The organism is Dietzia sp. SL131, from assembly GCF_026672565.1.
GTDB classification, from domain to species: Bacteria; Actinomycetota; Actinomycetes; order Mycobacteriales; family Mycobacteriaceae; genus Dietzia; species Dietzia kunjamensis.
Genome location: NZ_JAPPRI010000003.1, coordinates 1743552 through 1769802 on the forward strand (window position 1 = coordinate 1743552; position 26251 = coordinate 1769802).

At 69.7% G+C, this 26251-nt stretch carries 27 protein-coding genes; 14 read left to right on the forward strand and 13 right to left on the reverse strand.

Going from position 1 to position 26251, the window contains the following annotated elements:
• Positions 1–19 precede the first annotated feature (19 nt).
• The gene (locus OVA21_RS08960) at positions 20–484 is read right to left on the reverse strand and encodes an SRPBCC domain-containing protein (protein ID WP_206472477.1); all 465 of its coding nucleotides are present in this window, start codon (positions 482–484) and stop codon (positions 20–22) included.
• 67 nt (positions 485–551) lie between these two features.
• Positions 552–1325, reverse strand: coding sequence for an isocitrate lyase/PEP mutase family protein (locus OVA21_RS08965; RefSeq protein ID WP_206472479.1), 774 nt, complete (start codon positions 1323–1325; stop codon positions 552–554).
• 98 nt (positions 1326–1423) lie between these two features.
• Between OVA21_RS08965 and OVA21_RS08970 the strand changes: the two genes are divergently transcribed.
• The 6 genes from OVA21_RS08970 to OVA21_RS08995 all read left to right on the forward strand — a co-directional run bounded on the left by OVA21_RS08970 (position 1424) and on the right by OVA21_RS08995 (position 9380).
• Positions 1424–1630, forward strand: coding sequence for a dodecin (locus OVA21_RS08970; RefSeq protein WP_069390304.1), 207 nt, complete (start codon positions 1424–1426; stop codon positions 1628–1630).
• Positions 1631–1793: 163 nt separating this feature from the next.
• Positions 1794–2237, forward strand: coding sequence for a hypothetical protein (locus tag OVA21_RS08975; protein WP_154827978.1), 444 nt, complete (start codon positions 1794–1796; stop codon positions 2235–2237).
• Between the two features lie 11 nt (positions 2238–2248).
• Positions 2249–3841: an ABC transporter ATP-binding protein gene (locus OVA21_RS08980; protein ID WP_363424604.1), complete on the forward strand. Its 1593-nt coding sequence runs from the start codon at positions 2249–2251 to the stop codon at positions 3839–3841.
• Positions 3838–5688 (forward strand): ABC transporter ATP-binding protein, encoded by a 1851-nt coding sequence (locus OVA21_RS08985; protein WP_268092276.1) that lies wholly within the window; start codon positions 3838–3840, stop codon positions 5686–5688. Before OVA21_RS08980 ends, OVA21_RS08985 begins: the two co-directional genes overlap by 4 nt.
• A gap of 112 nt (positions 5689–5800) precedes the next feature.
• A complete protein-coding gene (locus OVA21_RS08990) occupies positions 5801–8035 on the forward strand; it encodes an NADP-dependent isocitrate dehydrogenase (protein ID WP_069390307.1) in 2235 nt (744 codons plus the stop codon).
• 226 nt (positions 8036–8261) lie between these two features.
• The gene (locus OVA21_RS08995; protein WP_268093132.1) at positions 8262–9380 is read left to right on the forward strand and encodes a N(5)-(carboxyethyl)ornithine synthase; all 1119 of its coding nucleotides are present in this window, start codon (positions 8262–8264) and stop codon (positions 9378–9380) included.
• 58 nt (positions 9381–9438) lie between these two features.
• On the opposite strand, the gene OVA21_RS09000 is transcribed toward OVA21_RS08995, so the two are convergent.
• The 3 genes from OVA21_RS09000 to OVA21_RS09010 all read right to left on the reverse strand — a co-directional run bounded on the left by OVA21_RS09000 (position 9439) and on the right by OVA21_RS09010 (position 11065).
• Entirely contained in the window at positions 9439–9768 is a 330-nt protein-coding gene (locus OVA21_RS09000; RefSeq protein ID WP_206472482.1) for a hypothetical protein, read from the reverse strand.
• A gap of 93 nt (positions 9769–9861) precedes the next feature.
• Positions 9862–10194, reverse strand: a complete 333-nt coding sequence (locus OVA21_RS09005; protein WP_206472484.1) for a VOC family protein — start codon at positions 10192–10194, stop codon at positions 9862–9864.
• Between the two features lie 217 nt (positions 10195–10411).
• Positions 10412–11065 carry a mismatch-specific DNA-glycosylase gene (locus OVA21_RS09010; RefSeq protein WP_206472486.1) on the reverse strand — a complete coding sequence of 218 codons (654 nt, stop codon included), beginning with the start codon at positions 11063–11065 and terminating at the stop codon, positions 10412–10414.
• Between the two features lie 174 nt (positions 11066–11239).
• Here OVA21_RS09010 and OVA21_RS09015 point away from each other — a divergent pair, with 174 nt between their 5' ends.
• Positions 11240–11812, forward strand: a complete 573-nt coding sequence (locus tag OVA21_RS09015; RefSeq protein WP_268092277.1) for a YdeI/OmpD-associated family protein — start codon at positions 11240–11242, stop codon at positions 11810–11812.
• A 62-nt stretch (positions 11813–11874) separates the two neighbouring features.
• Here OVA21_RS09015 and OVA21_RS09020 read toward each other — a convergent pair whose 3' ends face one another.
• On the reverse strand, positions 11875–12525 hold the full coding sequence (locus tag OVA21_RS09020) for a DUF1877 domain-containing protein (RefSeq protein WP_256819770.1): 651 nt from the start codon (positions 12523–12525) through the stop codon (positions 11875–11877).
• 122 nt (positions 12526–12647) lie between these two features.
• The gene (gene ychF, locus OVA21_RS09025; protein ID WP_185950324.1) at positions 12648–13727 is read right to left on the reverse strand and encodes a redox-regulated ATPase YchF; all 1080 of its coding nucleotides are present in this window, start codon (positions 13725–13727) and stop codon (positions 12648–12650) included.
• 99 nt (positions 13728–13826) lie between these two features.
• Between ychF and OVA21_RS09030 the strand changes: the two genes are divergently transcribed.
• Together OVA21_RS09030 and OVA21_RS09035 are read left to right on the forward strand one after the other, a co-directional pair.
• Complete coding sequence (locus OVA21_RS09030) at positions 13827–15332, forward strand: AI-2E family transporter (protein ID WP_206472492.1); 1506 nt, start codon at positions 13827–13829, stop codon at positions 15330–15332.
• A gap of 11 nt (positions 15333–15343) precedes the next feature.
• Positions 15344–15841 carry a DUF6542 domain-containing protein gene (locus OVA21_RS09035; protein WP_208636639.1) on the forward strand — a complete coding sequence of 166 codons (498 nt, stop codon included), beginning with the start codon at positions 15344–15346 and terminating at the stop codon, positions 15839–15841.
• A 71-nt stretch (positions 15842–15912) separates the two neighbouring features.
• Here the strand turns inward: OVA21_RS09035 and OVA21_RS09040 are convergent, their stop codons facing one another.
• Positions 15913–16893: a 4-hydroxy-3-methylbut-2-enyl diphosphate reductase gene (locus tag OVA21_RS09040; protein WP_069390312.1), complete on the reverse strand. Its 981-nt coding sequence runs from the start codon at positions 16891–16893 to the stop codon at positions 15913–15915.
• A 73-nt stretch (positions 16894–16966) separates the two neighbouring features.
• Between OVA21_RS09040 and OVA21_RS09045 the strand changes: the two genes are divergently transcribed.
• The 3 genes from OVA21_RS09045 to OVA21_RS09055 are packed head-to-tail and all read left to right on the forward strand — an operon-like array spanning position 16967 to position 18878.
• Positions 16967–17356, forward strand: a complete 390-nt coding sequence (locus OVA21_RS09045) for a hypothetical protein (RefSeq protein WP_067715593.1) — start codon at positions 16967–16969, stop codon at positions 17354–17356.
• Positions 17353–18645 carry an exodeoxyribonuclease VII large subunit gene (gene xseA, locus OVA21_RS09050; RefSeq protein ID WP_096905191.1) on the forward strand — a complete coding sequence of 431 codons (1293 nt, stop codon included), beginning with the start codon at positions 17353–17355 and terminating at the stop codon, positions 18643–18645. The genes OVA21_RS09045 and xseA overlap by 4 nt, the downstream gene beginning before the upstream one ends.
• Positions 18645–18878 (forward strand): exodeoxyribonuclease VII small subunit, encoded by a 234-nt coding sequence (locus tag OVA21_RS09055; protein ID WP_067715599.1) that lies wholly within the window; start codon positions 18645–18647, stop codon positions 18876–18878. Before xseA ends, OVA21_RS09055 begins: the two co-directional genes overlap by 1 nt.
• Positions 18879–18952: 74 nt before the next feature.
• Here the strand turns inward: OVA21_RS09055 and OVA21_RS09060 are convergent, their stop codons facing one another.
• Complete coding sequence (locus OVA21_RS09060; RefSeq protein WP_119191745.1) at positions 18953–19513, reverse strand: DUF4245 domain-containing protein; 561 nt, start codon at positions 19511–19513, stop codon at positions 18953–18955.
• Between the two features lie 165 nt (positions 19514–19678).
• On the opposite strand from OVA21_RS09060, the gene glpX reads away from it, so the two are divergent.
• Complete coding sequence (glpX, locus tag OVA21_RS09065) at positions 19679–20689, forward strand: class II fructose-bisphosphatase (protein ID WP_268092278.1); 1011 nt, start codon at positions 19679–19681, stop codon at positions 20687–20689.
• A 73-nt stretch (positions 20690–20762) separates the two neighbouring features.
• On the forward strand, positions 20763–22166 hold the full coding sequence (locus tag OVA21_RS09070) for a class II fumarate hydratase (protein ID WP_268092279.1): 1404 nt from the start codon (positions 20763–20765) through the stop codon (positions 22164–22166).
• 88 nt (positions 22167–22254) lie between these two features.
• Here OVA21_RS09070 and OVA21_RS09075 read toward each other — a convergent pair whose 3' ends face one another.
• From OVA21_RS09075 to OVA21_RS09090, 4 genes are all read right to left on the reverse strand, one after another.
• Complete coding sequence (locus tag OVA21_RS09075) at positions 22255–22863, reverse strand: LGFP repeat-containing protein (RefSeq protein ID WP_268092280.1); 609 nt, start codon at positions 22861–22863, stop codon at positions 22255–22257.
• A gap of 86 nt (positions 22864–22949) precedes the next feature.
• Positions 22950–24305: a PhoH family protein gene (locus OVA21_RS09080; protein WP_268092281.1), complete on the reverse strand. Its 1356-nt coding sequence runs from the start codon at positions 24303–24305 to the stop codon at positions 22950–22952.
• A gap of 210 nt (positions 24306–24515) precedes the next feature.
• Complete coding sequence (locus OVA21_RS09085) at positions 24516–25754, reverse strand: acetyl-CoA C-acetyltransferase (RefSeq protein WP_268093133.1); 1239 nt, start codon at positions 25752–25754, stop codon at positions 24516–24518.
• A 41-nt stretch (positions 25755–25795) separates the two neighbouring features.
• Positions 25796–26248, reverse strand: coding sequence for a MaoC family dehydratase (locus OVA21_RS09090; RefSeq protein WP_154828008.1), 453 nt, complete (start codon positions 26246–26248; stop codon positions 25796–25798).
• Between the last annotated feature and the right edge of the window lie 3 nt (positions 26249–26251).

Genomic DNA, 26251 nt, shown 5'->3' on the forward strand with positions numbered 1-26251 from the left:
TCAAGGCGTGGTCGGCCCCTCACTCCACGAATCGCGCGAGTTGTCCCGTGACGAGGGTCCAGCCCTCCACCAAACCGAGCTCGTCATGTGTGGCGCGCCCCTCCTCGTCCGCGTGGCGCGCGGTGATCCGGTATGTCGTGCCGTCCGGATGGTCCAGCAGAGCCACCTCTCCGGTCACGGCCACCGGTGCCGGAGTCGTCGGACGCAGGGTGCTGTCCACTGCATTGGTGAACACCAGACGTTCGCACTCGTCGACAACCAGAAATGCGGCGTCCATGTGAGGCGAGAAGTGCGACCCGTCCTCGCTCATCGACGTGATGAAGCCGCCGCCGGCGTGCGGGGCGAAGTGGTCCACCCGACAGAGGTACGGATCGGGGATCCACCACTGCGCGAACGCGGCCGGGGTGGTCCAGGCGTCCCAGACGGCCCGGCGCGATGCCCGGATCACCCTCTCGATGGTCAGGTCGTCATACTGCGGGTTCATGGGTGGCTCCCGTCCGCCAGGTCCGGCGATGAGGGGCGGTCGACCAGCGCCCGGCCACGGTGAGGCCTCAGCTCACAGGGCTCCACTCGGCGAGCTGTTTCGCCGAGACCTCCGCGAGCCACATCTGCCACAGCGGGCCGAACGACACCCGTCGCACCCCGAGGCCCCGCAGCGCGGAGGCGTCACCGGCGCCGTTGCCCTTGACCGGATGAGCGGTGACGTTGAGCGGGATGGTCACCGCCTGCACGAGTCGCCCGACCTGGTCAGCGGTCGAGAGCCCGACCGGGTAGACCGAACGCGCCCCGGCGTCCTCCATCAGCCGGATGCGCGCCTCGGCCTCCTCCAGGGGGTCCGCGAACACGTCGGTGCCGAGCTTGACCGCGTCCGTACGCCCGTTGATGACGAACGGGACCCCCGCCTCGTCCGCCGCGCGTCGGGCGCCGGCGATGTAGTCGGCGTGCTCCTGCCGCTCACGGACGCGCTTGCCCTCACCGTGGACCACGTCCTCGATGTTGGTGCCGACCGCACCCGCCTCGATCAGGCGGTTGATCAACTCACGCGGTTCCAGCCCGTACCCGGACTCGATATCCACGCTCACCGGGACGTCGACCGAGTCGGTGATCCGCTTGACCACACCGAGGTACTCGGTGAGATCCATGTTCTCGCCATCGGCGCTGCCGAGGGAGTCGGCGACAGGATGGCTGCCCACGGTGAGGCCGCCGAAACCCGCGTCCACCGCGATCCGGGCGCTCCACACGTCCCAGACCGTCGGCAGGACGAGCAGGTCGCCGGATCCGTGCCGTTCAGCGAATTCGCTCGCGCGCTCGGTGACATCAGTCATGGGGACCTCCTGGTGACGTTGGTGCCCCGACCCTACGGGATGCACCCCTCCACCAGACCACCGTAGAGTGATGCGGGTCACACGAAAAGGAGGTCATCGTGAATCACGTCTACAGCATCACCGAAATCGTCGGCTCATCCCCCGACGGCACGGACCAGGCCATCGCCAACGCGGTCGCGGAAGCGTCCAGGACGCTCCGGAACCTCGAGTGGTTCGAAGTGCAGTCCGTCCGCGGCAAACTCGACGCGGACAAGGTCACCCACTGGCAGGTCACCATCAAGGTGGGGTTCCGGCACGAGTCCTGAGCCCGGTCGGTCGCACCCGGAATCGTCCCGCCACACGCGTTCACGACGTCCCGGGCGGCCGTCCGGATCCCCCGGCTCTCTCCCTCCACAGGCGAGAACGGCCATTCCACGGATCCCTGACCAGGCCTGTTCCCGGGCGGCGGGGTGCCGAAGACTCAGGGCCATGCGATTCGAACAACTCCCAGAGAACTGGTCCGATCTCCCGCTCGACGACGCGCCGCTCGCCGCCGGCGTCATCGACCTGCTCATCGGTCACCGCGACCGCCATCGCGACACGATGCTCATCCTGCCGTGCGACGAGTACGACGTCGGTCTGCCCTCGCCGATCCTCGTCGGTGACACGCACTGGCTGGCGGCCCCGGCCGCGCGGCGCGAGGCCATGTCCGTGTTGTCCCGGATCCCGGTGCCCGGGTTCGTCGTGGGCATCTCGGCCAGACGTCGGCTGCCGGGCAAGGTGGTCCGGGGCTGGCTACGGACGGTCGAGGACGAACTGGACGCCTCAGGCCAGGCCCTGCTCGCGTTCGGTGTGGCCGATCTCGACGGGGTGGAGATCGTCGGCGGTCGCGCGGCTCGCAACGGAAGTCCCGGTGCTGCTGCTGCCGGGTAACATCGCACCTCGTGCCCGACAACTCACCCACCCCGGAGCCGGGCAGCATCGTCGACTATTCGGCGCTTCCCGGGCCGGGCGGGCGCAGGTCGAGGCTCCCCGCCGTCGACGCGCCCCGGTGGACGCTCAAGGTCGCGCTGGCGCAGCGCCCGTGGAGCTTCATCGCCTCCGGCGCCATGGCCGTGGCGTTCCTGTGCAACGGACTGACCCCGGTCGTGGTCGGACGGGCCGTCGACGATGCGATCGCCGCGTCCTCCGCCGACCGGCTGTGGTTCTGGATCGCGATCCTGGGTTGCGTGTTCCTCATGGCGATCGCCGCCAACTGGACCGCTCGTTTCATGCTGGTGCGGAGCCAGCAGTTGGTCAGCCACGACCTGCGGACCGCGGTCACCGACCGCATCCAGGATCCGCGCGGGTTCGCCGGTCGCGATCGCACCGCCGGCGGCCTCCTGTCCGTCGCGTCCTCGGACACCACCCGGGTCGGCGACATCGTCATGATGACGGTCATGCCGGTCGCCGAGGCCGCCGCCATCACCTACGCCGCGGCGATGATGTTCACCATCAATCCCTGGCTGAGCCTCGCCACGCTGGTAGGTGGTCCGCTGCTGGTGGTGGTGGCACTGTGGGTGGCGCGCCCGCTGCAGGAGCGGTCGGTCGAGCGGCAACACGCGATCGCCAGGGCCGCCGCCACCGCCACGGACGTCGTGCAGGGCCTGCGCATCCTCAAGGGACTGGGCGCCATCGTCACCGTCCGCGGTCGCTACGACGAGGTCTCCGGCACCGCGTACCGCAAGACGGTCCACGCCGACGCCGCCGAGGCCCGCCTCAACGGCGCCACCGAGGCCGCGGGCGCCCTCTTCGTCTCCACGCTCGGCATCTCCGCCGGTGCGTTGGCGCTCGCGGGTCGTATCACGATCGGCGACCTCATCACCGTTGTCGGTCTGACCCAGTTCCTCGTCGTGCCGATGACCATGTTCGGCCGCAATCTCGCCTCCCGCTGGGCGTCGGCCGAGGCGTCGGGCAGGCGGATCCGTGAGGTCCTCGGCGCCGACTTCGAACGCCTCTCGGACGTCGAGGCCACCACGACCCAGCACTTCATCGACGCCCTACCGTCCGGTCTGACCGCCGTCGACGGCACGGATCACGAACTGGTCCACCTGCTCGAATCCCTGCCCCGCACCCGGGTGGTGGTCGCGCCGCACGCGGCCGACCTGTTCGACGGCAGCGTGGCCGACAACGTCCACCCGGACCGGGGCATCGCGGAGCGGGCGCTCGACGTGGCCTGCTGCGACGACATTCCCGAGGGCCCCGACAAGCGCGTCGGCGAGAGCGGGCGGATGCTCTCCGGAGGCCAGCGCCAACGCGTCGCCCTCGCCCGCGCCGTCGCCTGGGACCCGGAGGTCCTCGTGCTGCAGGACCCCTCCACCGCGGTCGACTCGGTCACCGAGCAGAACCTCGCCGACAACGTGGCCCGTCACCGGGCCGGCCGGAGGACCCTGGTGTTCAGCCAGGCCCCCGCATGGAGCGCGGTGGCCGATTCCCGTCTGACCGTGGACGGGCTCCGCGCGGTGGCGGAGGGTCTGCTCGTGGGGGCCGGGAGATGACGACGACGATCCCGACACCCCCCGTCAAGACCGACAGCGGCCTGAGGTTCCCGGTCGCCTCCGCGGGCGAGGTCCGCCGCGAGGTGGCCCGGCAGTTGCGTGGGGTCCGCCATGCGAGGCGGTGGCTGGCTCTGGCCGTGGTTCTGCTCAGCCTCGGTGCCTACGCGGGGGTGCTCATCCCCCAGCTGATGGGGCGGATCGTGGACCTGGTCTCCGGACAGGCCTCGGGTTCGCTGTGGCATATCGGTGCGCAGTTGCTAGCCGCGGCCGTCGTCGGCGCGGTGTCGAGTGCCGCCGGCTTCTATCTGGTGGCCAGGTTGTCCGAGCGGGTGATCGCCACTCTGCGCCAGGACATGGTCGGCACCGCACTGGGGCTGCCCTCCCACCGCGTCGAGGACGCCGGGTCGGGAGACCTGGTCAGCCGGTCCACCGACGACGTCGCCGAACTGTCCTCGGCGGTCACGGAAACCGTCCCGACACTGTCCACGTCCGTTCTGACGGTCGTGGCCACGGTGATCGCCCTGTTCGCACTGGACTGGCAGTTCGTCGTCATCCCGCTCGTCGTCGCGCCTCTGTACTACGTCGCCGCACGCCGCTACCTGGCCAAGGCCCCGCAGCGCTACGCCGCGGAGCGGGCCGCGATGGCCGAGCGGGCCCGGCGCGTGCTCGAGGCCATCCGCGGTCGCGCGACGGTGCGCGCGTTCTCCCTCGAGGACCGGATGCACACCCTGACCGGGAACGCGTCCTGGGACGTGGTCCGCAAGGGGATCCGGGCCCGGACCACCATGCTCGTGCTGAACGTGTGGATGCTCATCGGCGAGTTCCTCATGCTGGCGATAGCGCTGGCGGTCGGGTACCACCTCGTCGCCACGGAAGCCCTGACGGTCGGCGCGGTGACGGGCGCTGTCCTCATGATCATCCGACTGCGGGGGCCGCTGAACACCTTCATGCGCATCCTGGACGTTGTGCAGTCGGGATACGCCTCGCTCGCCCGCATCGTGGGCGTCGTCGTGGACCCGCCCGTGTCCGTACCCGACAGCGGAGTGGACGCGCCGCAGGGTCGCGTCGAACTCCGCGGCGTCGGCTTCAGTTACGGCGGGTCCTGGGCCGTGCGCGACGTCGACTTCGCCATCTCGCCCGGTGAGACGGTCGCGGTCGTCGGCGCGTCCGGGGCGGGGAAGACCACCGTCGCGGCGCTCGTGGCCGGACTGCTCGTCCCCGACGCCGGCGAGGTCCTGGTCGACGGCCATCCGGTCTCATCGCTGTCCGACTCCGAGCGCATCGCCCGCCTGGCCACGGTCAGCCAGGAGGTCCACATCTTCTCGGGCACCCTGCGCCAGGACCTGACGCTGGCCAAACCAGCCGCCACCGACGAGGAACTGCGTCTCGTCCTCGAACGCGTCCATGCCACCGCATGGTTCCGCCGTCTGCCGGACGGGCTCGACACCGTGGTGGGGGCACGCGGCATCCAACTCGACCCCGTCGCCGCCCAGCAGCTTGCGCTGGCCCGGGTGCTGCTGCTCGACCCTGCCGTCATCGTCATGGACGAGGCCACCGCGGAAGCCGGGTCCGCGGGTGCCGGGGCACTCGAGCTCGCCGCCGACGAGATCACCCGTGATCGTTCGGCCCTGGTCATCGCCCATCGCCTCGATCAGGCGTCACGCGCCGACACGATCCTCGTGATGGACGGGGGCGCGATCGTCGAACGCGGCTCGCACGCCGCGCTGATCGAGCGGGACGGCATCTACGCCCGTCAGTGGTCGGCATGGTCCGCCGGCCGGCAGGGGCAGGCCTCCCGGGCGTCCGCGACATCCCAGGCCGGCCCCGGGTCCGCCCGACCGGGGTAGATGACTCCGGGAAACGGCGCACAGGTGTCCGACTCGGGTGATGATGGAGTCGGCGAATTGACCCCGTTCCACAAGAACTCGCTCAGCCACGAGACGAAAAGAGTCGACATCCATGACCTCAGACAGACAGACGATCATCTACACGCTCACCGATGAGGCCCCGCGCCTGGCGACGGAGGCGTTCCTCCCGGTCGTGCGCACCTTTGCCGACGCGGCCGGCATCGACGTCACGACGAGCGACATCTCGGTGGCCGCTCGCATCCTGGCAGCCTTCCCCGAGCGGCTCACCGATGAGCAGAAGGTCCCGGACAACCTCGGTGAACTGGGCCGGATGACCCAGGACCCGCACACCAACATCATCAAGCTCCCGAACATCAGCGCCTCGGTCAACCAGCTGACCAACGCGATCGCCGAGCTCCAGTCCAAGGGATACGACATCCCGGACTACCCGTACGAACCCAAGACCCCCGACGAGGTCGAGATCGTCGAGCGCTACGGCAGCTGCCTCGGCAGCGCCGTCAACCCGGTGCTCCGCCAGGGCAACTCGGACCGCCGCGCCCCGAAGGCGGTCAAGGAGTACGCCCGGGCCAACCCGCACTCCATGGGCAAGTGGTCGATGGCCTCACAGACCCACGTCGCCCACATGACACACGGCGACTTCTACGCGGGCGAGAAGTCGATCATCCTCGACCGCGCGTGCGACGCGCGCATGGAGGTCGTGACCCCGGACGGCGAGACCCACGTGCTCAAGACCGTGCCGCTCGAGGCCGGCGAGGTCGTCGACTCGATGTACATGAGCAAGAAGGCGCTCATGGACTTCTACGAGGAGCAGCTCAATGACGCCAAGGAGACCGGCGTCATGTTCTCGCTCCACGTCAAGGCCACCATGATGAAGGTGAGCCACCCGATCGTGTTCGGCCACGCCGTGCGGGTCTTCTACAAGGATGCCTTCGCCAAGCACGAGGAGCTGTTCCACGAGCTGGGCATCAACGTCAACAACGGCATGGCCGACCTGTACAACAAGATCGAGAATCTCCCCAGCTCCAAGAAGGAGGAGATCATCGAGGATCTCCACCGCTGCCACGAGCAGCGGCCGGAGCTGGCGATGGTCGACTCGGCGCGCGGTATCACCAACTTCCACTCCCCCTCGGATGTCATCGTCGACGCCTCGATGCCCGCGATGATCCGCATCGGCGGGAAGATGTACGGCGCCGACGGCCGCAAGAAGGACACCAAGGCCGTCATCCCGGAGTCCACGTTCGCGCGGATCTACCAGGAGATCATCAACTTCTGCAAGACCAACGGGGCCTTCGATCCGACCACGATGGGCACTGTGCCGAACGTCGGCCTCATGGCCCAGAAGGCCGAAGAGTACGGCAGTCACGACAAGACCTTCGAGGTCCAGTACGACGGTGTGGCCAACATCGTCGACGCCGCCACCGGCGAGGTCCTGCTGTCCCAGGATGTCGAAGCCGGTGACATCTGGCGCATGTGTACCGTCAAGGACGCGCCGATCCGCGACTGGGTGAAGCTGGCCGTGGACCGCGCCCGCGCCTCCGAGATGCCGGCGGTGTTCTGGCTGGACCCGTACCGGCCCCACGAGAACAACCTGATCACCCTGGTGAACAAGTACCTCGCCGAGCACGACACCGAGGGTCTGGACATCCAGATCATGTCGCAGGTGCGCGCCATGCGGTACACGCTCGAGCGCGCCTGGCGGGGCCTAGACACCATCTCGGTGACCGGCAACATCCTGCGCGACTACCTCACCGACCTGTTCCCGATCCTCGAGCTCGGGACCAGCGCCAAGATGCTGTCCATCGTCCCGCTGATGGCCGGCGGTGGACTGTACGAGACCGGTGCGGGCGGCTCGGCACCGAAGCACGTCCAGCAGTTGGTCGAGGAGAACCACCTGCGCTGGGACTCGCTCGGTGAATTCCTCGCACTAGGGGCGAGCCTGGACGATCTCGGGCGGAAGTACGACAACCCCAAGGCCACGATCCTGGCCAAAACGCTCGACACGGCGACCGGGAAGCTGCTGGAGAACCGGAAGTCGCCGTCCCGCACGACCGGTGAGCTGGACAACCGGGGGAGCCAGTTCTGGCTCGCGATGTACTGGGCGCAGGAACTGGCCGAGCAGTCCGACGACGCGGAGCTGGCAGCACACTTCGGCCCGCTCGCGGAGAAGCTGACCGCGGACCGGGACACCATCCTCGACGAGCTGCTCGCGGTGCAGGGCACCCCGGTCGAGCTGGGCGGCTACTTCCAGCCCGCCATCGACAAGCTGAGGGAGGCGATGCGGCCGAGCGAGACGCTCAACGCCGCTCTCGAGGACACCCGCGCCTGACCCACCCGGCCCACAACACCGCACCCACCGGCCGTCGGCTGGTGGGTGCGGTGCTGTATCGGCCTACACTCAAGTCGGAGCTGGTCCCGGTTCCCCGATGATGGGAGCCCGGATGTCCGGCACCGCTCAACCGTCCCGTTTCCCCTCCGATCCGAAGGACTCCCCACACTCCCCGGAGACCGGGGCGCGACCCCTCCTGACGCTCGGAGTCCTCGCGACCTCCACGATGGAGAACGAGCGGCGCCTGCCCCTTCATCCGCATCACCTGGATCGGATCGATCCGGACGTTCGGGCTCGGATGGTCGTCGAACGCGGGTACGCTGCGGACTTCCAGCTCGAACCCGGGTACGTGGAGTCGAGGGTGGGCAGGGTCGCAGAGCGGTCGGAAGTCATCCAGGCCGCCGATCTCCTCCTGCTCCCCAAGCCCCAGGCGGCGGACGTGAACGAGATCCCTGCCGGTCGCACCCTCTGGGGGTGGCCCCACTGTGTGCAGGACACCGAGCTGACGCAGACCGCGATCGATCGACGACTCACCCTCATCGCCTTCGAGGCGATGAACCACTGGACACGGCAGGGTGACTTCAGCCTGCACGTGCTCCACAAGAACAACGAGCTCGCCGGGTACTCCTCCGTGATCCACGCCCTGAGTCTCACGGGGACCACCGGAGACTACGGCCCCCGTCGCAGCGCGGTCGTGATCGGTTTCGGCGCGACGGCCCGAGGAGCCGTCACCGCACTGAGCGCCCACGGGATCCACGACATCCAGGTCCTCACACAGCGCGGGGCGACGGCAGTCGGTTCACCGATCCACAGCGCTCACATCACCCAGCTCCACACCGGCGGCGGTCCAGCCCACCTCGGCACGGTGCCCACCGAGGATGGTGACGTCCCTCTCCCGGTATTCCTCGCCGCACACGACATCGTCGTCAACTGCACCCTCCAAGACGTGGACGCGCCGATGACCTACCTGCGCACCCACGACCTGGAGGGGTTCGCCCCGGGCAGTCTGATCATCGATGTCTCGTGCGACGCAGGCATGGGGTTCGAGTGGGCCGAACCCACCGGGTTCGACGATCCGATGTTCACTGTCGGCCACGGGGTGCACTACTACGCCGTCGACCACAGCCCCTCCTACCTGTGGAACTCGGCGACGTGGGAGATCAGCGAGGCACTACTTCCGTTCCTGCGCACCGTCATGGAGGGCCCCGCCGCGTGGGACGAGAACCTCACCATCTCCCGCGCCATCGAGATCCGTGGCGGGGTGATCGTTAACCCGAGAATCCTGAGCTTCCAGGGCCGTGACACCGAGTATCCCCACGCCCTGGCCGGGTCGCGTCCCGCATAGCCGGCTCATAGCGCTCACGGGTCCGGGGCGACGGCGAGCGGCTGGGGGCCGTCGACGGTCACGGGACGTCGGGGCACTCGATGACGTCGATCGAGTTGCCCGGGAACAGCGCGAGAAACGGGTGCCCACGCACGAGGTCGACCGCCGACTCGTGCGAGGGCGCTGAGAGCAGCATGTAGGCGACCCTGTCGTCCTCGAAGACCTCGACACCCTGGCTGGTGACGCGCCGCTTGCGGTACAGCGGACGTCCGGGATCCACGAGCGCCGGGCCCGCCTCCTCCGCCCACCGGGACCACGCCGCCATGAACTCTGCCTGCTCCGCCTCGGTGAGTTGAGGCTCGGTCGCCAGGTCGGCCGCGCCGTTGAGTATTCCGAGGAAGATGCCCATCCGGGAAGCGTTTCCGCGGGGGACGCACTGCGGAACGGTCCCGACGAGTCACTCTCCTCTGACCAGGCGCCCGGCCCCGCGTCGTGCGCGCGATTAGTCTCCTGCGAAGACGACGCGGTTGCCCTCGGGGTCCTCCACCACGAGAATCCTCCGACCGCCGCCGGGTTGCGGACCGTGATTGTCGACCCCGGCCGCAACGAGGCGACCGACCACCGAGTCCAGGTCGTCGACCTCGATCACCACCGACGAGTGCCCTGCCCGATCCGGTTCGGCCCAGACCTGGAGCCCGAAACCGTCTCCGAGATGCCATTCGAGCAACTCCGGCATCGGCCGGCTGTCCGGCCCCCGGTCGAGATGGCGGGAGTACCACGCGTCCCCCACCGATTCGTCGGAAACCGTGCAGTTCGCCATCAACAATCTGAACATCGTCGCTCCTCGGTCCGGTCTGCTGTGATCCCTGGGCGTCGCGCACGGAGTCGCGGCGCTTACCGATCGTCCCGGGAGCGCCAGATGGCCCGGGCGAACGCCGGGCTCGTCGTCGCGATGGCCCCGGATCCTATCTCCTCGCGTAGCGCGCGAGCAGGCACAGGAGGAACGTCCTTCCGCGGTGACCGGCCCACCCCCGCGCTGAACGTGCAGCTCGTCAGCCGTCGCTCGACCCGTGACGCTCCTCGACCGCCTCCCAGACCCGACGCCAGTGGTCGGCCAGCGAGTCGATGGTCTCGTGAGCGTTCAACCCGCTCGGCTGGGGCACTACCCAGAGTGCGACATCGTCGGGCCACCCTGGGACCGGGGTGGTGTCCTGTTCTCCGTACGTCGCTTTCGGCATCGCGAAGGCGGTACGGAAGGCGGTGATTCCTGCGACCGATACCACTGCGGGCCCCAGCTCCCCGGCCAGCGCGGCCAGGCGTTCGGCACCTGAGCGAAGCTCGTCGCGAGAGAGCTCATCGGCCCGCGCGGTGGCCCTTCCGACGAGATTCGTCATGCCGATCCCGCGGGAGAGCAGTTGCGCCTCATCCTCCGCCGACAATCCTGTCGAGGCGTCCACGAGGTGGTTGGTCAGCCCGGCCCGGTGCAGTGAGGGCCAGAATCGGTTTCCCGGCCGCGCGAACGGCGCATTGACGGCCGCGGTCCACAATCCCGGATTGACTCCCACGATGAGCAGGCGCAGCCGGCCGGGATCGGCGGGGAGGACGGCGTCGACACCGTTCGGATCATCGGTCGCGAATGCGGCGAGTTCCTCCCGCCTCGGGCGGCGACCACCCAGAGGTGAGGGCCGCCGCGGTACCCCGGTCACGATGTGCCGACGTCGAGCGCACCCCGACACTCTTCGCCCCTCTTCACCTTCTCAACCATGGGAGGAGGCTAGCGCGACGAGATCCCCGCGATCTCGACCGGCGGGGTCGGACAGACTCACCACCGTCTCCACCTGAGGACAGCGTGCGTCCGTAGTGCCTGAAAGGCTGGGCCCATGAGCGCAAAGGAAGGCCCGGCGTCCCCTGTCGTCTTGGCCGGCAGAGCCCAATGGCGCGAGTGGCTCTGCACGAACGAGGACAGTTCCGACGGCATCTGGCTGATGCTCGCGAAGAAGGGGGTGACGACTCCGACCTCCCTCAGCTATGGGGAGGCTCTCGACGAGGCTCGGTGCAGCGGATGGATCGACGGCCAGCGCAACGGCTCTGACGAGCGGACCTACCTGCAGAGGTTCACCCCACGCCGGGCGCGTTCGCTCTGGTCACGGCGAAACGTCGAGATCGCGGAGCGCCTCGCCGCCGATGGTCGACTTCGACCGCGGGGCATCGCCGAGATCGAGAGGGCGAGATCCGACGGACGCTGGGACCGCGCCTACCCCGGGCAAGCGACCGCGCAGCCTCCGGATGCTCTTCGCACTGCCCTCGAGGCGGCACCAGCCGCGAAAGCGGCCTTCTCCCGGCTCACCCGGCCCGAGCGCTTCAGCGCGCTCCTCCCACTGCTCACGGCTACGAACGAGGATGCCCTCGAGCGACGCGTCGCGCACCTGATATCGCGGCTCACGCCGCCGTGATCCACCCCTTCTCCATGATCCCCCCCGCGACCAGATGCGACGACGAGGGGCCAGCCGTGCTGTCACCCGATCAAGTACGCGAATCCTCGACCGGATGTAACGAGCCCGCGGAGAAAATGTCTCGCCCGGCCTAAGAAGTGATCGACGTAGTCTGCTTCCGCTTCGTGGTCTTCCCCGAACGGTCCGCTGTGCCGACTGAACCAGGGAACGAAGTCCGCGCGGGTGATCGCGTCCAGATCGTCCGCGATCCAAGCGACGTCTTCGGGCGGTATCGCCCGTACCCACGGCAACCAGCCCTCCCAGTTCCCGAGCGGAGTCACGGCGCCTTCGAACATCCGGTAGGCGGGGCGCGCTCGCTCATCCGGATCGGATGGCTGCGTCATCATCTGCAGGTTTCTCCACGACTTGTCGAGGTAGAGCATGTCCTCCACTGGTGGCCCCTGTTGGAAGTCGGTCGTCCCCATTGCGAAGCCGTGCGGCAGTCCGAAGGCGTCCGCGAGCGGGTCCGCGCTGATGTAGGCGCGTGGATCGGCGAGCACCACCTGTGTGATCTCGCTGTCGAATGCGTATGCGTAGTACCTGATTCCCATGCACCCAGCATCGACCTCCACGCGGGACCCGATAACCCCCCACGACCGATCTGTGGATAGGAAGTGTCGATCGCACTCGCCTGTGGAGAAACTCCTAGCGCCCACGGACAGCCTCGCCAGCACGAACGAGTCCAGAAAGCCCTAGCGCAGGCGAGTTCACGCCGTCCGGATGCACGAGCCGCACGCGCCCACCGCTCTCTGAGATTAGTCAGTAGAGCCGACAAGCCCCGCCTAGCAGGCAGTCCCTAGACGTTGAAGCGGAACTCCACCACGTCGCCGTCGGCCATCACGTAGTCCTTGCCCTCCATGCGCACCTTGCCGGCGGCCTTGGCTGCGGCCATCGACCCGGCGGCGTCGAGGTCGTCAAAGGAGACGATCTCGGCCTTGATGAAACCCTTCTCGAAGTCCGTGTGGATCACGCCGGCGGCCTTGGGGGCGGTGTCGCCCTTGCGGATGGTCCAGGCGCGCGACTCCTTGGGGCCGGCGGTGAGGTAGGTCTGCAGGCCCAGGGTGTGGAACCCGGCGCGGGCGAGCGAGTTGAGGCCCGGCTCGTGCTGGCCGATCGACTCCAGCAGCTCCATGGCGTCGTCCTCCTCCAGCTCGAGGAGCTCGGCCTCGACCTTCGCATCGAGGAAGACCGCGTCGGCGGGGGCGACCGCGGCGCGGAGTTCGGCCTGACGCTCCTCGCTGGTCAATACGGACTCGTCGGCGTTGAACACATAGAGGAACGGCTTGGCGGTCATCAGGTGCAGGTCACGCAGCAGGGTGCGGTCCACCTCGTCCTGCGCCCTGAACAGGGTCCGCCCGTCCTCGAGCACGGCCTGCGCCTTGCGGACCTCGTCCAACAACGCCACGAGGGACTTGTCCTTGCGCGAGTCCTTCTCGAGCCGCGGGATGGCCTTCTCGATGGTCTCCAGGTCGGCCAGGATCAGCTCGGTGGCGATCACCTCGATGTCGGCCATCGGGTCGACCTTGCCGTCGACGTGGATGACGTCCGGGTCGTCGAAGACGCGGACGACCTGGCAGATCGCGTCGGCCTCACGGATGTTGGCGAGGAACTTGTTGCCCATCCCCTCACCGGTGCTGGCGCCCTTGACGATGCCCGCGATGTCGACGAACGACACGACGGCGGGCAGGATCCGCTCGGAGCCGAAGATCTCCGCGAGTCGGTTCAGGCGTGGGTCCGGCAGATCGACCACGCCGACGTTGGGCTCGATGGTGGCGAACGGGTAGTTCGCCGCGAGGACGTCGTTGTTCGTCAGGGCGTTGAACAGGGTCGACTTACCGACGTTGGGCAGTCCGACGATTCCGAGGGTGAGGCTCACGAGGGCACAGTCTACGGACAGCACCCCGGCTCCTCCCCCGCGGCCGTCGGGCGCCTCGTCAGGGAGCACACCACCGTGACCTCTGACATCATGTGACCCATGACCGACGAGCCGAAACCGCGTCCCCCCGTCGAGGACCAGGAGCAGCACGTCGACCGTTCCGTCCTCATCGGACTGGGCGGGCGCTGGGTCACCGACTGGGCCCTGCGACTGGCCATCCTTCTCGTCGCGGGCTGGTTGGTATCGAGGATCGGTGGCGCCCTGTGGGTCGGCATCCTCCCGATCCTGTTGGCGCTCATCGTCTCCACGGTGCTGTGGCCGCCGACGGGGTGGATGGTGCGGCACAGGGTCCCCAAGACGCTGGCCTCGCTGTTGTCCATCATCGCGTCACTCGGCCTCGTCTCGGGCGTGGTCGCCCTCATCGCCCCGTCGATCGTCGAGCAGAGCGTGCAGCTCGCCGACCAGACCTCGGAGGCGATCACCCAGGTCCAGGACTGGTTGCGCGGACCGCCGCTGAACATCCGGGACGAGCAGCTCGACGGGGTCCTCGAGCAGCTCAGCTCCACCCTGCAGGACCGCGGTGACCAGATCGCCTCGGGTGTGTTCAGCGGTGTCAGCGCGGTGGGGTCCTTCGTGATCACCCTCGTACTGGTTCTGGTCCTGACGTTCTTCTTCATCAAGGACGGGCCGAGGTTCCTCCCGTTCGTCCGCCGCATCTCCGGGCGCACCGCCGGCCGTCACCTGACCGAGGTCCTGACCCGCGCCTGGAACACCCTCGGCGGCTACATCCGCGCCCAGGCGATCGTGTCGTTCGTCGACGCGGTGCTCATCGGTCTGGCTCTGGTGATCCTGGGCGTACCGCTGGCGTGGGCGTTGGCCGTCATCACGTTCATCGCCGGGTTCATCCCCATCGTCGGCGCCTTCACCGCGGGTGCGCTCGCGGTCCTCATCGCCCTGGTCGCCAACGGCTTCACGACCGCGATCATCGTCCTCGTCGTGATCATTCTGGTGCAGCAACTCGAGGGCAACGTGCTCCAGCCGATCGTCCAGTCGCGCGCGATGAACCTCCACCCTGGGGTCATCCTGCTCGGCGTGGCCGCGGGTAGCACGCTGTTCGGCATCATCGGCGCGTTCCTGGCCGTCCCGCTCCTCGCGGTACTGGCGGTCGCGCTGCGCTACATCAACGAGCAGATCGATCTGCGTACCGGTGATGTGACCGCGTCGGATCTGGCGTCAGCGACAGACGAGGGACGTCTGACCGCGTGGCTCGCCGAGCTGTCGAGCTCGCGCTTCGCACCTCTGCGCAAGAGCAGCACCGCGATCATGGCCGGGATGATCGACGAGCGCCCCGACATCGCCGGGCCCCGGCGCCCGGTCCCCACCCGTGCGGGTGCAGGGGTCACCGTGGAGGCCGACGACGACGAGGTGGGCGGCGGCTCCACCACCGCCGCACCGGGGTTGTCGGATGAACCCCCGCCGGCGGCGGGCCCCGTCGATCCGAAGGCGGTCGACGGCTACCGCCCGTCCTCGCAGGAGCAGGAGGCGGAGAAGCCCAACCCGCTACGGCGGTTCGGCCGTTTCCTCGCCCGCCGACTGGGAGGTTAGAGTCTTCTCCCGTGACTAGACGCAGGAGTGGGCGGGTACCCGCGGACGAGCGGTCCGTGCTGTCCTCGACGCGGGGGCTGCCGGCCTGGACCGCGGTCCTCCTGGCGGTGGCGATCTCGCTGACCGGCGTGGCCATCGACTCGGTCTCCGGGGACCTCGGCGCGGGCTTCACCGTGGCGTTCTTCCTCGGCTGCGTGGTGTCCGTGCTCGCGGTCGCGCGGCGCTCGGTGTTCGTCGCGGGGGTGCAGCCACCGATCATCATGGCCCTGCTGGTCCCGCTGGTCTACGTCGTCTCCGGGGTCGGTTCGGGCGCGGACGTCTTCTCGCGGTCCCAGCTCGTGGCGATCATCCTGCCGCTGGCGACCCGCTTCCCGCTGATGATCACCACGACCGTCGTGGTGGTGGCGATCGCCCTGATCCGTGCCCTGGTGCTGGAGCCGCGGCCGCGGGTCGCCCGCCCCGCGGCGCCGCCCGTCCAGCGCAGCGCCCCGGCACACGCCCGCCGTTGAGGCGGGGTGCGCCGGGGCGCTGACGGCTACCGCGTCCTCCCCCGCCACCTACCGGCGGGCGGGGGCGCGTATCAGACCTTCTTGGGGACCCGCAGTTCGCGGGGCAGCGAGAACGTGATGGTCTCCTGCGCCGTCCGGACGGTGGAGACGTCGCCGAAGCCGTGGTCGGCGAGCAGGTCCACCACCCCGCGGACGAGGATCTCCGGCACGGACGCGCCCGAGGTCACGCCGACGGTGGTGACGCCCTCGAACCAGGACGTGTCGATCTCCTTGGCGTAGTCCACCAGGTGCGCGTCGCGGGCTCCCGCCTGCAGCGCGACCTCCACCAGTCGCACGGAGTTGGACGAGTTCTGTGACCCCACCACGATCACCAGGTCGCACTGCGGGGCCATGGTCTTGACCGCGACCTGACGGTTCTGCGTGGCGTAGCAGATGTCGTCAGACGGCGGGTCGATGAGCGTGGGGTACTTCTGCTTGAGACGGCGCACCGTCTCCATGGTCTCGTCCACGCTGAGCGTGGTCTGCGAGAGCCAGATCAGCTTCTCGGTGTCCACGGGAATGTCCAGCGCGTCCACGGACTCGGGACCGTCGACCAGCGTCACCACGTCGGGCGCCTCACCGGCGGTCCCCTCGACCTCCTCGTGGCCCTCGTGGCCCACCAGCAGGATGAGGTAGCCCTCGCGCGCGAAGCGCTTGACCTCGGTGTGGACCTTGGTCACCAGGGGGCAGGTGGCGTCGAACGTCTTGAGTTCGAGCTGGAGAGCGCTCTCCCGGACGGCGGGCGAGACGCCGTGCGCGGAGAACACCAGGTTCGCGCCGTGCGGGACCTCGTCGGTCTCGTCGACGAAGATCACGCCCTGGTCGGTGAAGGACTCGACCACGTGCTTGTTGTGGACGATCTCCTTACGGACGTACAGCGGCGCCCCATGCTTGGCCAGGGCTTTCTCGACCGTCTCGACGGCTCGGTCGACGCCGGCACAGTAGCCGCGCGGTTCCGCGAGAAGTACCCGCTTGGTTGCCGGTTCGGCGATCATGTCGGTCTGCTCGGTCATGTCCCCAGGGTACGGTTCATACTGGATTTCGACCATTACGCCTCCCTTCACGCCCCCCGGCAGAGAGGTCCGCATGCTCCGACCCCTATTCCTGACCCGTGCCTCGATCGGTCTCGCCGCCACCGCGGCGGAGCGTGTCGTGGCCCTGCCCGGCCGTGCGGTCGAGGCGGTCACCACGCTGCCCGCGATCCCCGTGCGGGTCGCCGGCGGCCTGGTCCAGTCCTATCTCCACGCCGGTCAGACCCTCACGGACCTGGCCGTCAAGGGCGACAAGGTACTCGCCTCGGTGTTCCCGGCGCGGTCCGACCAGCCGGAGTGGGCGACGTTCGACGAGGACGAGGCCGACCCCGACGAGGTCCTGGACGTGTCCTACCGGGTCTACGGGTCGTCCTCGAGAGCCGCCCGCGACCGGGACGACGACCCCGACGTGCCGACCGGCCGCGTCGCCCCCCGCGACGCGTGACGGCCTCGTCCCCGCGCACGCCGAGCAGCGCCGAGCAGCCGTGGCCGGTCCGGGTGGTCTCGGACCAGATCGCCGCGTGGATCCACCGACTCGGGGCGGTGTGGGTCGAGGGTCAGATCACCCAGCTGAGCCTGCGCCCCGGCACCCGCACCGCGTTCCTCACCCTGCGTGACCCCTCCGTCGACAACTCGCTGACGCTCACGTGTCCACCCAGGCTCATCTCGGAGTCGCCGGTGCCGGTCACCGAGGGCAGCCGGGTGGTCGTGCGGGGGACGCCCCGCTTCTATACGGGCCGCGGGTCGTTCTCCCTCCAGGTTTCGGAGATCCGGCCCGTCGGCGTGGGCGAGCTCCTCGCCCGCATCGAGCGGCTCAAGCAGGCGCTGTCGGCGGAGGGGTTGTTCGACCCCCGACTCAAGCGGCCCCTGCCGTTCCTGCCCACGTGCGTCGGTCTGATCACCGGCCGGGCGAGCGCCGCCGAACGGGACGTCGTCGAGGTGGCCCGCGGCCGCTGGCCGGACGTGCATTTCGCCGTGCGCAACACCCCGGTGCAGGGGGTGTCGGCCGTGCCCCAGATCCTGGACGCGCTGGCCGAGCTCGACGCCGACCCCGTCGTCGACGTCATCATCCTCGCCCGCGGCGGCGGGTCGGTCGAGGACCTGCTCCCCTTCTCCGATGAGGCTCTCATCCGCGCGATCTCGCGCTGCCGCACCCCGGTGGTCTCCGCGATCGGCCACGAGCCCGATTCGCCGCTGTCGGATCTCGTCGCCGACCTGCGGGCGGCCACCCCGACCGATGCGGCCAAACGGGTCGTGCCCGACGTGATCGAGGAGCGTCGTCGTATCGCCGAGGCCCGGTCCCGTACCGCCCGGGCGCTGCGCGGTTGGGTGGACCGGGAGCGCAACCAGCTGGCGGCCGTGCGGTCGCGGCCGTGCATGGCGAACCCGTACGGGATCGTCGAATCGCGGGCGGAGATCGTCGCCGAGGCACTGCGCGCGGCCCGACGCGACATCACCCGGATCATCGACTCGGAGTCCACGTCGCTGGGCCACCTGTCGGCGCGTCTCACCACGCTCGGTCCCGCCGCCACCCTGGCCCGTGGCTATGCCGTGGTGCAGTCCGTCGCCGGGAGCCACGACGGCCGGGTGGTCTCGTCGATCGCCGACGCCCCACCCGGATCGCAGCTGCGGATCCGCGTCTCCGACGGCTCCATCTCCGCGGCCGCACTCGGGTCGACACCCGCCGCCGGCCGACCCACCCCTTCCACCGAACCGACCGAGGAGCAGTCCTGATGTCCGACGAGCAGACCCCCGTCTCCGAGCTGGGATACGAGCAGGCCCGCGACGAGTTGATCGAGGTGGTCCGCATCCTCGAGGCCGGCGGTCAGGATCTGGACGCCTCACTGGCGTTGTGGGAGCGGGGCGAGGAACTCGCCGAGCGGTGCACCGAACACCTCGACGGCGCGCGTGCGCGCATCGACGCCGTCCTGGGTGACGACGACGAGGGCGACTCCGGCCGGGGGTGATCCCGTCGCCCGGCCGGGCGCGAACGCCTACCGCCGCCCCGGTGCGATCACCGCGGGCACGGCACGCCGGGCGTCTACGGCGCGGGCAGCGGCTCGACGTCCTGAACGGCGGCGGCGAGTGCCTCGAAGTCGGACGTCGGCGCGGAGCCGGTGACGGCCACCCGGACGTCCTCGAGGTCGAGCACCCACACCGGCCGGACGTCGTCCCCGGTGAGGACGGCCCACTCGCGCCCGGAGACGGGCACCATGGTCCGGCTGGGCCGCGGCCCACCGCCGAGTGACCGGAACGCGTCCTCGGGGGCGTCGGACTGGACGAGTTCGATGTAGCTGCGCTCGCCCGTCACCCAGCCGACGTGGCTGGAGGTGGTCCCGGCGAAGCCCTGGACACGGCCGGAGTTGGGGGTCCACCCCTCCGGGACCTCGGGCGAGCGGATCGGGAAGTCCAGGCTCCGGGCGTCCTGTTCCAGCGAGGCCCGCGCGTCGAAGTCGGGGATCTGTCCCTGCTGCGGGCCGGACGGGCTGAAAGTGCACAGTCCGGCCACTCCGGCGAAGACGCCGCAGATCACCATGAGCACCACCACCGACCAGAACATGTCGCGGTTGCCCTGCAGGATTCTCGGTTTCGCCTCGGCCACGCCTGCGAGTATCCCACCCACCCGGGGAGAGTCCGGCGCGTGGCCCCCGGCGGGGTGGCCGAGGTGGAACAATGGGCGCCGACACCCCACCGCGGCCGTGCGCGACCCCGTCGCGCCCGTGCCACCCACAACCCCAGCCAGCGTTCACGAGGAGCCAGACCACCTATGTCACCCACCAAGCGTCCCGATCGAAACCTCGCAATGGAGCTGGTCCGTGTGACCGAGGCCGCCGCCCTGGCCGCCGGGCGGTGGGTCGGTCGTGGCGACAAGAACGGTGGCGACGGCGCCGCGGTGGACGCGATGCGCGAGCTCATCTCCACCGTCGACATGGATGGCGTCGTGGTGATCGGTGAGGGCGAGAAGGACGAGGCGCCCATGCTCTACAACGGTGAGAAGGTCGGCACCGGCGAGGGGCCGGCCGTCGACGTGGCCGTGGACCCCATCGACGGCACGCGGCTCATGGCGGAGGGCCGGCCCAACTCGATCGCGGTGATCGCGGTCGCCGAGCGCGGGTCGATGTTCGATCCGTCCGCCGTGTTCTACATGCGCAAGATCGCCGTCGGCGCGGACGCCGTGGGCAGGATCGACCTCGCCAAGTCCACCGAGTGGAACATCCGCTCGGTCGCGGAGGCCAAGAACATCGATGTCGGGGACATGACGGTGTGCGTGCTCGACCGGCCGCGTCACGCCGAGCTCATCGCCGAGATCCGGGCCGCGGGCGCCAAGGTCCGGCTCATCATGGACGGCGACGTCGCCGGCGGTGTGGCGGCGGCCTCCGACGACAGCTCGGTGGACATGCTCATGGGCATCGGCGGTACCCCGGAGGGGATCATCACCGCGTGCGCGCTGAAGTGCATGGGCGGCGAGATCCAGGGCCAGCTGTGGCCGCAGGACGAGGCGGAGCGCCAGAAGGCGGTCGACGCCGGACTCGACGTCGACGCGATCCTCGGCACGGACGACCTGGTCAAGGGCGACAACTGCTTCTTCGCCGCCACCGGCATCACCAACGGCGACATGGTCCGCGGTGTGAGCTACCGCGCCAACGGTGCCGTCACCCGCTCGCTGGTGATGCGGTCCAAGTCGGGCACCGTCCGCCACGTCGAGGGGCGCCACAAGATGGAGAAGCTCCGCGAGTTCTCCGCCGTCGACTACGGCCAGGCCGCCGGCGGCAACTGATCCCTCCCGGCACCCCGCGCCCGCCGCTTCCGTCCTCCTGCACGGTGCGGCGGGCGCGCCTAGTCTGACCGGTATGGCCGATCAGACTGAATTCCGTATCGAACACGACACGATGGGCGAGGTCCGGGTCCCCGTCGACGCTCTCTGGCGGGCACAGACCCAGCGTGCCGTCGAGAACTTCCCCGTCTCGGGCAGCGGGCTCGAACGAGCGCAGATCCGCGCGCTCGGTCTGCTCAAGTCCGCGTGTGCGACGGTCAACGGTCGGCTGGGACTGCTCGACCGGGGCAAGGTCGACGCGATCGTCGCCGCAGCCGGCCGCATCGCCGAGGGTGAACTGGACGAGCACTTCCCCGTCGACGTGTTCCAGACCGGCTCGGGCACGAGTTCCAACATGAACACCAACGAGGTCATCGCCTCGCTCTGCGCGGCAGAGGGCGTCACCGTGCACCCCAACGACGACGTGAACATGTCGCAGTCGTCCAACGACACCTTCCCGACGGCGACCCACGTCGCGGCCACGGAGGTCGTGATCGCCGATCTCGTCCCCGCGCTGAACACCCTCGCCGAGTCCTTCGAGACCAAGGCCGGTCAGTGGCGCGAGGTTGTCAAGCCCGGGCGCACCCACCTGATGGACGCCGTGCCGGTGACGCTCGGACAGGAGTTCGCCGGCTACGCCCGGCAGATCCGCGCCGGGGTCGAGCGCGTCTGCGGAACGCTGCCCCGTGTCGGCGAGTTGCCGATCGGTGGGACCGCCGCCGGCACGGGCCTCAACGCCCCCGACGGCTTCGGCTCCGCCGTGGTCGAGGAGCTGCGCTCCCTCACCGGCCTGGAGGAGCTCCGTCTGGCGGCGGATCCGTTCGAGGCCCAGGCCGCCCGAGACGGCCTTGTCGAGCTGTCCGGGGCCCTGCGTTCCGTCGCCGTCTCGCTCACCAAGATCGCGAACGACGTCCGGTGGATGGGGTCGGGCCCCATGACCGGGCTGTCGGAGATCCACCTTCCGGACCTGCAGCCGGGGTCGTCGATCATGCCCGGCAAGGTCAACCCGGTGCTGTGTGAGACGGTCGCGCAGGTCGCCGCCCAGGTCGTGGGGAACGACGCGGCCGTGGCGTGGGCCGGGGCCAGCGGTGCCTTCGAGCTCAACACCGCGATCCCGGTGATGGCGCGCAACGTGCTCGAGTCGGTCCGGATCCTCGCGAACTCGTCCACGCTGTTCGCCGAGCGCTGCATCGACGGGATCGAGCCGGACACCGATCGCATGCGGCGGCTCGCCGAGTCCTCCCCCTCGATCGTCACGCCGTTGAACTCGGCGATCGGCTACGAGGAGGCCGCCCGGGTCGCCAAGCACGCCCTCGCCGAGGGGATCACCATCCGCGAGGCCGTCATCGCGCTCGGCTTCGTCCCCGATCCACTGTCCGAGTCCGAGCTCGACCGGCGCCTCGACGTCCTGGGGATGACGGGCCTCGACCGCGAGCGCTGACCCGACGGTCTCGCCCTGAGTGCGCACCGCGATGTGCGCCGCGGACCGGGCTCGGCGCGCCCGGCCCGCGGCGCGTCGCGTTCCGGGGTCAGCCGGAGTGCTCGACCACCCGGATGGCCTGGTCCTCGAGGCGGATCTGTCCGCGTTGGAAGTCCGAGTAGATGACCTCGTCCTCGACGAGCTCGTCGCTCACGGGCCACCCCAACCGGCCGGCGGGTCCGCCGTTGTCGAGGTAGGTGGCGAGGATCTGCCCGCGGACGATCTGGGCACCGGTCTGCGGTGACCAGTAGATGGCCCCGTCGGCGAAGTCCTGCTTCTTGCCACCCTCGAGCACCTCTGCCGGGGCCACCGGCGCCCCGAGCGCGAGCGCGGTCTCCTTGGCATCGTCGTACCGGCGATAGATGGCCATGTTCGTGAGGAACTCGTCCTCGCCGATCTTCACCACGATCGGGTCGTCCGCGTCGGACCCGGCGGCGGGGCCGATCGCGCCCGGGCCCGCACCGGTCTGGTCACCAGCGCCCTGGTCCCCACCGATCTGGTCCGTAGCAGGTTGCTCCGTAGCAGCCTGTCCCGCAGCGGTCTGGGACTGCGCCTCGGCCGGCATGCCACCGGGGACCTGCTCGCCACACGCGGCCAGCCCCAGGACGCAGGCGGTGAGCAGCCAGAGCGCGGGCGCCGGCGACGAGCGTCGGGACATGGGGAACCTCCGTAACGGCATGCACGATGCGGGCCCGGGCTCGCTCGCCCGGACCCGTATCATCCCACGCTGCCCGGAGCCTGAAGTCAGGCGGCGTGGATCCGTCGCAGCTCCCCGGAGGAACCCTCGGGGTGGAATTCCTCCAGCATCGTGGTGACGAGTTCGGCGATGGCGGAACGTTCCGAGCGGTTGAGGGTGACGTGCGCGAAGAGTGGATGCCCCTTGAGCTTCTCCACGACCGCCTGGATGCCGTCGTGGCGCCCCACCCGGAGGTTGTCCCGCTGCGCGACGTCGTGGGTGAGCACGACCCGCGACCCGGTCCCCAGCCGCGAGAGCACGGTGAGCAGCACGTTCCGCTCGAGTGACTGCGCCTCGTCGACGATCACGAACGAGTCGTGCAGACTCCTGCCGCGGATGTGGGTCAGCGGCAGCACCTCGAGGATGTCGCGGTCCATGACCTCGTCGATGACGTTCTCGCTGACCAGTCCCTCGAGGGTGTCGAACACGGCCTGGGACCAGGGGGACATCTTCTCCGACTCACTGCCCGGCAGGTACCCCAGTTCCTGCCCGCCCACGGCGTAGAGCGGGCGGAACACGACGATCTTGCGGTGCCGACGCCGCTCCAGCACCGACTCGAGTCCCGCGCACAGCGCGAGCGCCGACTTGCCGGTGCCCGCCCGGCCGCCGAGGGAGACGATCCCGATCGACTCGTCGAGCAGACAGTCGATCGCGATGCGCTGCTCGGCGGAGCGGCCACGCAGGCCGAAGACCTCGACGTCTCCGCGGACCAGCCGGAGCCCGCCGTCGTCGGCGACGCGGGCCAGAGCCGACGAGGACTCGGTCTGGACACGCACGCCGCAGTGCACCGGGGTCCCGCTGTCCAGCCCTGCGGCCCGGGCTGCGAGGCCCGAGGCGCGGCCCTCCGAGAACAGGGTGTCGACGAGATCCTGGGTGGCCGGCAGGTCGGCGACCCCGCTGTACCCGGTCAGCACGACGTCCTGGGCGTGGTACTCGTCGGCCGGCAGACCCACCGAACCCGCCTTGACCCGCAGCGGGACGTCCTTGGACACGAGCACGGTGTCGGCGCCCCCGGCCCGCAGGTTGAGCGCACACGCCAGGATCCGGGAGTCGTTGCCGGTGTCGCGGAATCCGGACGGCAGCACCGCCTGGTCGGTGTGGTTGAGCTCGACCCGCAGGGTGCCGCCGACGTCGGTGACGGTGATGTCGCCGTCGAGGCGCCCGTGCCGCAGCCGCAGGTCCTCGAGCAGCCTGAGGGCCTCACGGGCGAAGTAGCCCAGCTCGGGATGATTGCGTTTGCCCTCCAGCTCGCTGATGACCGCGATGGGGAGCACAACGCGGTGCTCGGCGAAGCGGGTGACGGCCCACGGATCGGACAGCAGAACCGAGGTGTCGAGGACGTAGGTACGTACGGTGTCGGTCACGGCGCGCTCCTCGCCCGCGGCACCCGCGAGCGTGTTGGGATGGACCGGCCGGCCCAGGTCACCTGGTGGTGACGGGGCCGGGTGCCGGCCCCCTCCCGATCGAGACAGACGATCATCGGCTGGGACCTCCCGACGGTCGGCTTCCCCACCGACCGTTGCCGATGACGCTACGCCCGAATCACATCCCTGTAGTTAAGTCCGCATGAATTGTCAGGTACCGCCCACGCCCACCCGCTCGAAGACAGCGGCCAGCCCCTGCCCACCGCCGAGGCACATCGTCTCCAGGGCGAGCCGGCCCTCCCGGCGCGCCAGTTCGCGCGCCATGGTGGTGAGGATGCGCGTACCGGTGGCCCCCACGGGATGCCCGAGCGAGATGCCGGAACCGTGGACGTTGAGCCGCTCGCGATCGGCGGCGGTGAACCCGTGGCCCGACTCCCACTCCCGCAGGCACGCGAGCACCTGCGCGGCGAACGCCTCGTTGAGTTCGATGAGGTCGAAGTCCGCCAGCCGCAGGTCGAGTTGCCGGAGTAACCGGGCCGTCGCGGGAACGGGGCCGATGCCCATCCGCGCGGGGTGGACGCCGGTCACCGCCCACCCGAGCGGTCGGACATAGGCGCGCAGCCCCAGCTCCTCCGCGCGACTGCGGGTGGTCACCACGCACACCGCCGCGCCGTCGTTCTCCCCCGACGCGTTGCCGGCCGTCACCGTCGCGTCGGGGTCGACGCGGGAGCGGATGGGTCGCAGGTCGGCGAGGGAGGCAGCCGTGACGCCTCGCCGGGGGTGTTCGTCGGTGTCGACGACGACGAGCTCTTCCTTCCGCTGAAGGACCTGCACCGACACGATCTCCTCGTCGAACACCCCCGAGTCCTGGGCGGCGATCGCGCGCCGCTGGCTCTCGGCCGCCAGTTCGTCCTGCTCCGTCCGGGAGATGGAGTACTCCGCGCGGAGGTTCTCGGCGGTCTCGAGCATGCCGCCCGCCACCGGGTGGTCGCGGCCGCCGGAGGTCACCCGGCCACGAGCGATGCGGTCGATGAACTCGACCCGGTCGCTGCGGACCCCGCCGCGCAGACCCAGGGAGTAGAACTCACTGTTCGACATCGACTCCGCGCCACCGGCGATCACCACCTCGCTCACGCCGACGCCGACCTGCATCGCCGCGTTGAGCACGGCCTGGAGACCCGATCCGCAGCGGCGGTCGATCTGAATCCCCGGCGTGCTGATGTCGAGCCCGGCGTCGAGTGCCGCCACCCGCCCGATCGCGGGCGCCTCACCGTTGGGGTAGCACTGGCCCAGGATCACGTCGTCGATGTCCGTCGTTCCGAGGCCGGTGCGGTCGACGAGTCCGGCGATCGCGGCCGCGGCGAGGTCGGCGGCCTGCAGTGGCGCCAGGACACCGCCCCGGCGGCCCACCGCGGTCCGGACGGGTTCACAGACCACCACGTCGGCCAGCGCCTCGGCCATCCTGGATCCGGGCACCGGGGCCTGTCGCCTCACTCGACCATCATCCGGACGGTCTCGGCCACGACCGCCGGCCGGTCGGAGCCCTCGACCTCGACGGTCACCAGACTGTTGAGCTGGACTCCGGACGACTTCCGCTCGAGCGACGTCAACTCGATCCCCGCACGGATACGTGACCCGACCGGCACCGGCGCGGGGAACCGCACCTTGTCGACCCCGTAGTTGATCATCATGGCGAAGCCCCGGATCTCCATCACCTCGGCGCCGAGCACCGGCAGCAGCGACAGGGTGAGGTACCCGTGCGCGATGGTGCGGCCGTACGGTCCCTCGGCCGCCCGCGCCGGATCGACGTGGATCCACTGGTGGTCCCCGGTGGCGTCGGCGAACGCGTCGATGCGCTCCTGGGTGATCTCCATCCAGTCGCTGTACCCGACATGCCGGCCGAGCTCGGCCTCGAGCTGCTCCAGCCCCTCGAACACCTTCATGAC